This window comes from Lentzea sp., assembly GCF_035525475.1.
Lineage (GTDB): Bacteria > Actinomycetota > Actinomycetes > Mycobacteriales > Pseudonocardiaceae > Lentzea.
In genome coordinates this window covers 1-6,948 of record NZ_DATLEC010000233.1, presented here as the reverse complement: position 1 = coordinate 6,948, position 6,948 = coordinate 1, and the positions used below count along the sequence as shown (strand labels likewise).

6 protein-coding genes are annotated in these 6,948 nt (G+C 71.1%); 3 read left to right on the top strand and 3 right to left on the bottom strand.

Going from position 1 to position 6,948, the window contains the following annotated elements; genetic code table 11:
- Window positions 1–92 precede the first annotated feature (92 nt).
- Genes VM306_RS35235 through VM306_RS35225 form a run of 3 tightly spaced genes read right to left on the bottom strand, consistent with a single transcriptional unit; the run spans window position 93 to window position 3,933 of the window.
- A complete protein-coding gene (locus tag VM306_RS35235; protein WP_325522706.1) occupies window positions 93–1,817 on the bottom strand; it encodes an ArnT family glycosyltransferase in 1,725 nt (574 codons plus the stop codon).
- A gap of 18 nt (window positions 1,818–1,835) precedes the next feature.
- Window positions 1,836–3,230 (bottom strand): HAMP domain-containing sensor histidine kinase, encoded by a 1,395-nt coding sequence (locus VM306_RS35230; RefSeq protein ID WP_325522704.1) that lies wholly within the window; start codon window positions 3,228–3,230, stop codon window positions 1,836–1,838.
- Window positions 3,208–3,933, bottom strand: a complete 726-nt coding sequence (locus VM306_RS35225) for a response regulator transcription factor (RefSeq protein WP_325522702.1) — start codon at window positions 3,931–3,933, stop codon at window positions 3,208–3,210. The genes VM306_RS35230 and VM306_RS35225 overlap by 23 nt, the downstream gene beginning before the upstream one ends.
- Before the next feature lie 109 nt (window positions 3,934–4,042).
- On the opposite strand from VM306_RS35225, the gene VM306_RS35220 reads away from it, so the two are divergent.
- From VM306_RS35220 to VM306_RS35210, 3 genes are all read left to right on the top strand, one after another.
- Window positions 4,043–4,567 (top strand): hypothetical protein, encoded by a 525-nt coding sequence (locus tag VM306_RS35220; RefSeq protein ID WP_325522700.1) that lies wholly within the window; start codon window positions 4,043–4,045, stop codon window positions 4,565–4,567.
- 61 nt (window positions 4,568–4,628) lie between these two features.
- Window positions 4,629–6,308, top strand: coding sequence for a bifunctional metallophosphatase/5'-nucleotidase (locus VM306_RS35215; protein WP_325522697.1), 1,680 nt, complete (start codon window positions 4,629–4,631; stop codon window positions 6,306–6,308).
- Window positions 6,309–6,382: 74 nt separating this feature from the next.
- Window positions 6,383–6,838, top strand: coding sequence for a hypothetical protein (locus VM306_RS35210; RefSeq protein ID WP_325522695.1), 456 nt, complete (start codon window positions 6,383–6,385; stop codon window positions 6,836–6,838).
- The last annotated feature ends 110 nt before the right edge of the window (window positions 6,839–6,948 follow it).

Sequence of the window (6,948 nt, the reverse complement as noted above, 5' to 3'; positions counted from 1 at the left end):
GAAGAACGCGAGGCGGTGCGCCAGGTCTGGGGTGCACCTCCGGCCGGTCCGGGGCGTCGGGGTGGCGACGGTCGCGGGGGTGAGGGTGGCGGTCATGCCGGGGCCTTTCCGAGGTCGTAGACGGTCGTGCCAGCGACGGTCGTCGCGAGGTAGTTCTCGCCGACCCACTCGGCGATCTGGTGTGCGGCGTCGCTACCGCTGTTGCCGCGCATCATGGTGCTGTCGACGAAGTAGTGGATCTGTCCATTTCGGACCATCTCCTGGAACTGCTCCAGGGTCGGCGCGGGATCGGTGCCGTTGAAGCCGCCGAGCGCCATCACCGGCTGCCCGCTCGCGAGCTGGAGGCCCGCGGCGTTGTTGGAGCCGACCGTCGCGGCGGCCCACCGGTAGCTGCCCGCGTTCTCCTGCAACAAGGTCACCACCTCGGCGTCCGGGAGCGTCGTGTCGAGCAGACCACCGCCACCCATGCCCATCCGCCCGGTCGACGGGCCCGCGACGGGCAACGCGCCGGTGTGCGGGGTGATGACGGTGGCGAACGAGTAGGTGGTCGGGCCGAGCAGCGCGGCGACCAGCGCGACCGGGATGGCCCAGCGCATCGACAGCACCAGGCCGACCGCCGCGATCAGGCCCGCCATCAGCACGAGCAGCGCGACGGGTGTCGAGAACCCGTTGATCAGCACGTAGCACTGCAGGGCGCTCAAAGCGACGGAACCCGAGAGCACCGCTGCCGCGACGGGTTCGTGACGCCGCTCCCACAGCTCGGTGGCGGCGATGCCGACGACCGCGGCGATCGCGGGCGCCAGTGCCACGGTGTAGTAGGAGTGGATGATCCCGTTCATGAAGCTGAAGACCCCGGCGGTGACGACGAGCCAGCCGCCCCACAGGCCGAGTGCCGTGCGGGCGCGGCCGTTCGTCAGCCACAGCCCCGCGACCAGCAGCACCAGCGCGGCCGGCAGCAGCCACGCGATCTGACTGCCCATCTCCGCGCCCAGCAGGCGGGCCCAGCCCGGCGATCCCCAGCCGCGGCCGCCGCCGACGCTGCCGACCTCGTCCCCGGTGAGGCGGCCGAAGCCGTTGTAGCCCAGTGTCAGCTCGAGCACGCTGTTCGTCTGCGACCCGCCGATGAACGGCCGGTCCGGCGTCAGTTCGACGGCGGCGATCCACCAGCCGCCCGCGACGACCATCGCGCCGAACGCGCCCGCCAGGTGCAGGACCTTCCTGCCGGCCGTGGCAGGCGCGGCGACCAGGTAGACCAGCCCGAACGCGGGCAGCACCAGGAACGCCTGCAGCATCTTGGTGAGGAAGCCGAACCCGGCCGCGGCACCGGCGAGCGCGAGCCAGTGCGGGCTCGCGTTCTCGACCGCGCGGGTCACGCAGTACGCGCCCGCTGTGAGGAGCAGGACCAGCAGCGCGTCCGGGTTGTTGAAGCGGAACATCAGGACCGCGACCGGCGTCAGCGCCAGCACCGCGCCCGAGATCAGCGCGGCGGCGGGGGAGAACCAGCGGCGGACCGTCGCGTACAACAGCCACACGCTGCCCACGCCCATCAACGCCTGCGGCACCAGGATGCTCCACGCGTTCACGCCGAACAGCCGCGCGGACAGCCCCATCACCCACAGCGAGGCGGGCGTCTTGTCGACGGTGATCGCGTTGGAGGCGTCCGAGGAGCCGAAGAACCACGCCTTCCAGCTCGTCGCACCGGCCTGGGCGGCGGCGGAGTAGTAGGCGTTGGCCCAGCCCGAGTCCCCCGGCCGCCACAGGTACAGCGCGCCGGTCGCGATCAGCAGGGCCGCGAGCGCCAGGCGTTCTCGTCTCATGCGGACGAGAGTCGCGGCCTAGCCTGGGCCGGTCGTGTGTCCCGGCTGTGAACGAGCTGTGCGCAGGGACACGGTGAACTCGGTGTGGCCGGGGGCGCTCGCCACGGACACCTCGCCGTCGTGCGCGCCGACGACGGCGGCGACGATCGAGAGTCCCAGACCGGTGCTGCCCGCGGCCCGCGACCGCGAGGAGTCGCCGCGCGCGAACCGCTCGAAGACCTGCAATCCCCGGGGAATGCCCGGACCGTCGTCGGAGACGGTCAGGTCGGCGCGTCCGTTGTGGACGGACAGGCCGGTGGTCACGGTGGTGCCCGGCGGGGTGTGCGCGCGGGCGTTGGACAGCAGGTTGCCGATGACCTGGTGGAGCCGTTGCACGTCACCGGGAACCACCACGGGGTCCTCGGGCAGCGCGAGCTTCCAGTGGTGGTCGGGACCCGCGATGCGGGCGTCGCCGACGACGTCGAGCACCAGCCGGGAGAGGTCGACGTACTCGCTCTCCAACGGTCTGCCCGCGTCGAGCCTGGCCAGCAGCAGCAGGTCCTCGACCAGCGACGTCATCCGCACCGCCTCGGACTCCACCCGGCCCATCGCGTGGGTGACCTCGGGCGGCAGGTCCTGACCCGTGCGCCTGGTCAGCTCGGCGTACCCCCTGATCGCGGCGAGCGGCGTGCGCAGCTCGTGCGAGGCGTCGGCGACGAACTGGCGGACCCTCGTCTCGCTGTCGTGCCTCGCCTTCAGGGCCTCGTCGACGTGGCCGAGCATCTTGTTGAGCGCGAGGCCGACCTTGCCGACCTCCGTCGCCGGGTCGGTGTCCTCCTCCGGCACGCGTTCCGCGAGCGCGACCTCGCCCTCGTGCAGCGGCAGCTCGGCGACGCGGGCCGCGGTCTCGGCGACGCGGTCGAGCGGCACGAGCGCGCGTCGCACGACCACCCTGCCCGCCAGTGCCACGGCCGCCGCTCCCGCGACGATGAGCCCCGCGAGGATCCACACCATCTGCCACACGATGTCCGTGACGGGCCGCAACGACAGGCCCTTGATGCCCATCCGGTCGGTGACCACGCGGAACTCGCCCGCCTCACCGAGGTCGACGGTGTGCAGGCTCGACGGCGCGGCCGCCAGCACCGCGACCTCGTCGTCGGTGAGCGGGCGCGGGGACGGCCAGCCGGGCAGCTCGACGAAGCCGTGGATGCTGCCGTCGGGCGCGATCCGCGCGTTGATGCCGGGGGGACCGTACTGCTGACCGGCCGGTCCCGGTCGCAGGCTCGTGACCTCGCGGTCGAGGTTGCTCATGAGGAACGCGTGCAGCGCGAGCACCGAGATCCCGCCGATCACCAGGCACAGCGCGGTGAGCAGGACGATCTGGCCGGAGACGAGCTGGGCTCGCAGCGTCCTAGGGCGCAGGCTTGAGGACATATCCCGCGCCCCGCATCGTGTGGATCATCGGTGTGCGCCCGGCGTCGATCTTCTTGCGCAGGTAGGAGATGTAGAGCTCGACGATGTTGGCCTGGCCGCCGAAGTCGTAGCTCCACACGCGGTCCAGGATCTGCGCCTTGCTCAGCACGCGCTTCGGGTTGCGCATCAGGTAGCGCAGCAGCTCGAACTCCGTCGCCGTCAGGTCGATCGACGTGCCGGCGCGGTCGACCTCGCGCGTCTCCTCGTTGAGCGACAGGTCGCCGACGACCAGCCTGGTGCCCGCGTCCGCGTCGGTCACACCGGTGCGCCGCAGCAGTGCGCGCAGCCGCAGCACCACCTCCTCCAACGAGAACGGCTTGGTGACGTAGTCGTCGCCCCCGGCGGTGAGCCCGGCGATGCGGTCCTCCACCGCGTCCTTCGCCGTGAGGAACAGCACCGGCAGGACCGGCGACTCGGCACGCATCCTGCGCAGCACCTCGAACCCGTCGAAGTCGGGCAGCATCACGTCGAGCACCACGACGTCCGGGCGGAACTCGCGCGCGGTCCTCACGGCGGTCTGGCCGTCGAGAGCGGTGCGGACGTCCCACTTCTCCATGCGCAGCGCCATCGTCATCAGCTCGGCCAGAGTGGACTCGTCGTCGACCACGAGCACCCGCACCGGCTGCCCGTCCGGCCTGCGGAGTTCGGATTTCATCGCGCGCATGGCTCCCATCCTGAGTGCCGATTCTGTGTACCAGCTGTGAGCGGGTCCCACAGCTCGTGCCTGGGCCAGGCACAGGTCCGGCACAGGCGGAGCCGCCACGGTGGCTCCCATGACCGAGCAACAGCCCCCGGAGTGGGGCGCACCCCAGGCTTCACCCGACCCCGCGGCACGCCCGGCGTGGACCGCGAGGAAGACGGTGGCCGCCGTGGCCATCGCCGTCGGCATCGCGGCCGCAGGTGGTGTCGCGATCTACGCGGCCAGTGGCACGAACCAGCAGAGCGGTGCGGGAGGCATGGGACCCGGTGGCATGGGCGGAGCGCCGCCGGACGGCATGAACGGCGGCATGCGCGGCGGTCTCGGGTTCGGCACGGAGACGCACGGCGAGTTCCAGAGCGGCGAGGTCACCGCGATCAGCGACTCGTCGATCGAGGTGAAGTCCACCGACGGCTACACGAAGACGTACGTGATCGACGCGGACACCGTGGCCGAAGGTGTCGAGAAAGGCGACACGGTGACCGTGATCGCCACCACAGAGGACGGCAAGTCGGTCGCGTCGAACGTCGTCGAACCTGGTCAGCGCGGCCAGCAGGGCCAAAGGGGGCAGCAGGGTCAGCAGACCCCTCCGACGAGGTAACGGCGACGCCGGTCAAGTGTGAGTGGTTATGGTCGGGTTGTATGTCCGACCACAACCGGAGGTGAGCGGTCTGCGCACGTTCACGCTGACGGTGATGGGCACGACCGACCTGCACGGCAACCTCTTCAACTGGGACTACTACCGGGACCGCGAGTTCGACGACTTCGCGCACAACGACGTCGGGCTCGCGAAGATCTCCACGCTGGTGTCGCAGGTGCGCGCGGAGGTCGGCCAACGGACGTTGCTGCTCGACGCCGGCGACACCATCCAGGGCACACCGCTCGCGTACTACTACGCGCGCGTGGAACCGATCACGCGCGCACACGTGCATCCCATGGCCGCGGCGATGAACGCGATCGGCTACACCGCCGCGGCGCTGGGAAACCACGAGTTCAACTACGGGCTGCCGGTGCTGCGCACGTTCGAACGGCAGCTGGAGTTCCCGTTGCTGGCCGCCAACGCGCTGGACGTGGCGACCGGGCTGCCCGCCTTCCAGCCGTACGTGGTGAAGACGGTGTGGCGGCCCGGCGGACCGCCGGTGCGCGTGGGGATCCTGGGACTGACGAACCCCGGGATCGCCGTCTGGGACCGCGCCCACGTCGAGGGCGTGATGACGTTCCCCGGGCTCGTCGAGCAGGCGCTGCACTGGGTTCCGGAGATCCGGCGCGAGTCCGACCTGGTGGTCGTGGTGGCGCACTCCGGCGCCGACCTCTCGTCGTCGCTGGGGGACCAGGTGCCGTTCCCGGAGAACTGCGCCGAACTGCTGGCCGAGACGGTGCCGGGGATCGACGCGATCCTGGTCGGGCACGCGCACGTGGAGATCCCCGAGCGGTTCGTGGTGAACAAGGTGACGGGGCGGCCCGTGCTGCTGACCGAGCCGCTGTTCTACGGCAAGCGGTTGTCGGTGATGGAGTTCGACCTGCGGTACACCTCCCGCTGGGAGCTGGAGGGGTCGCGGTCCTCCGTGCTGTCCACGGCCTCCGTCGAGGAGGACCCGCGGATCGTGCGGCTGCTGTCGCACGACCACGCGAAGGTCGTCTCGTACGTCAACGCGCACATCGGCACCTGTGCGGCGCCGATGTCCGCCTCCCGGTCGCGCTTCGAGGACACGCCAGCGCTGCGGTTCATCAACCACGTGCAGGCGCTGGAGATCGCGCAGTCCACGTCGTTGCCGGTGCTGTCGCTGTGCGCGCCCTTCAACCGGGCGGCGGCGATCCCGGGCGGCGAGGTGTCCATCCGGGACGTCGCCGGGCTCTACATCTACGACAACACGCTGGTGGGCGTGCGCCTGACCGGCGCGCAGCTGCGGGACTTCCTGGAGGAGTCGGCGCGCTACTTCGCGCAGGTGTCCGGCCCCGGCCCGTTCACCGCCGCCGAGGTGTCCGCCGACGTGCCGGACTACAACTTCGACATCGCCTACGGGCTGTCCGCGCCGTTGACGTACTCGATCGACATCGCCGAGCCGGTCGGCTCGCGGATCGCCGGGCTGCGCTACGACGGCGAGCCGGTGGCGGACACCGCCGAGTTCGCCGTGGCCGTGAACAACTACCGGCAGGCAGGCGGCGGCGACTTCCCGCACATCGCCTCCGCGCCCGTGCTGCACAACCAGCAGCAGGAGATCCGCCAGCTCCTGATCGAGTGGGTGAAGGCGGCGGGCGTGCTGGACCCGGCCGACTTCGCCGGGTCGGACTGGTGCCTGGTGGCGTCGGGCGAGCCCGTGGTGGTGACCACGAACGAGTGAAATCAGGTCCGGTGTCCTGCGACTTCTGCTCCAGGCGGTGGCACGCGTCCGTCCGGATGGGATAGTCCAAGCTCGTGCAGTTACCGCAACGCGTCTTGCTCGGCGCCTTCGTCGTACCCGCGTTGCTCGCCTCGCTGGGCGTCGCGTCGCGCCCCGCCGAGGACATCGCGCCGGGCCACCTGGTCCTCGCCGTGCGCGCGTCGGAGATCGTGCTGGCCGGCACCGCCGTGTCCGCCGTGGAACGCCAGGAGGTCGTGGACGCCGTGCGCGCGCTGACCGCCGCCCACCGCATCACGGACATGATCACCCCCGACGCGGGCGAACGCCTGCCCGTGTCGCCGGACGCGGCCGCCGCGCTGCTGGGCGCCGTGCTCGACCAGGGCGTCACGGACTTCACCGGCGTCGTCCACCAGGGACGCCTGACCGCGTCGGCACGCGTCGCGGACCCGGTGCGCGCGGGCTCGCTGAGCGACGCCCTGCGCCAGGCGGCACCGGGCCTGCGCGTCGACGAGGACTTCACTTCGGACTAGGAGCTGTTCGGTGTTCGGGTTCTTCTTCCAGATGTTCCTGCTGTGCGCGGGAGCCTTCCTGGCCGGCGTGGTGCTGACCTGGCTGACCATGCGCACGCGGGAGACCCCGG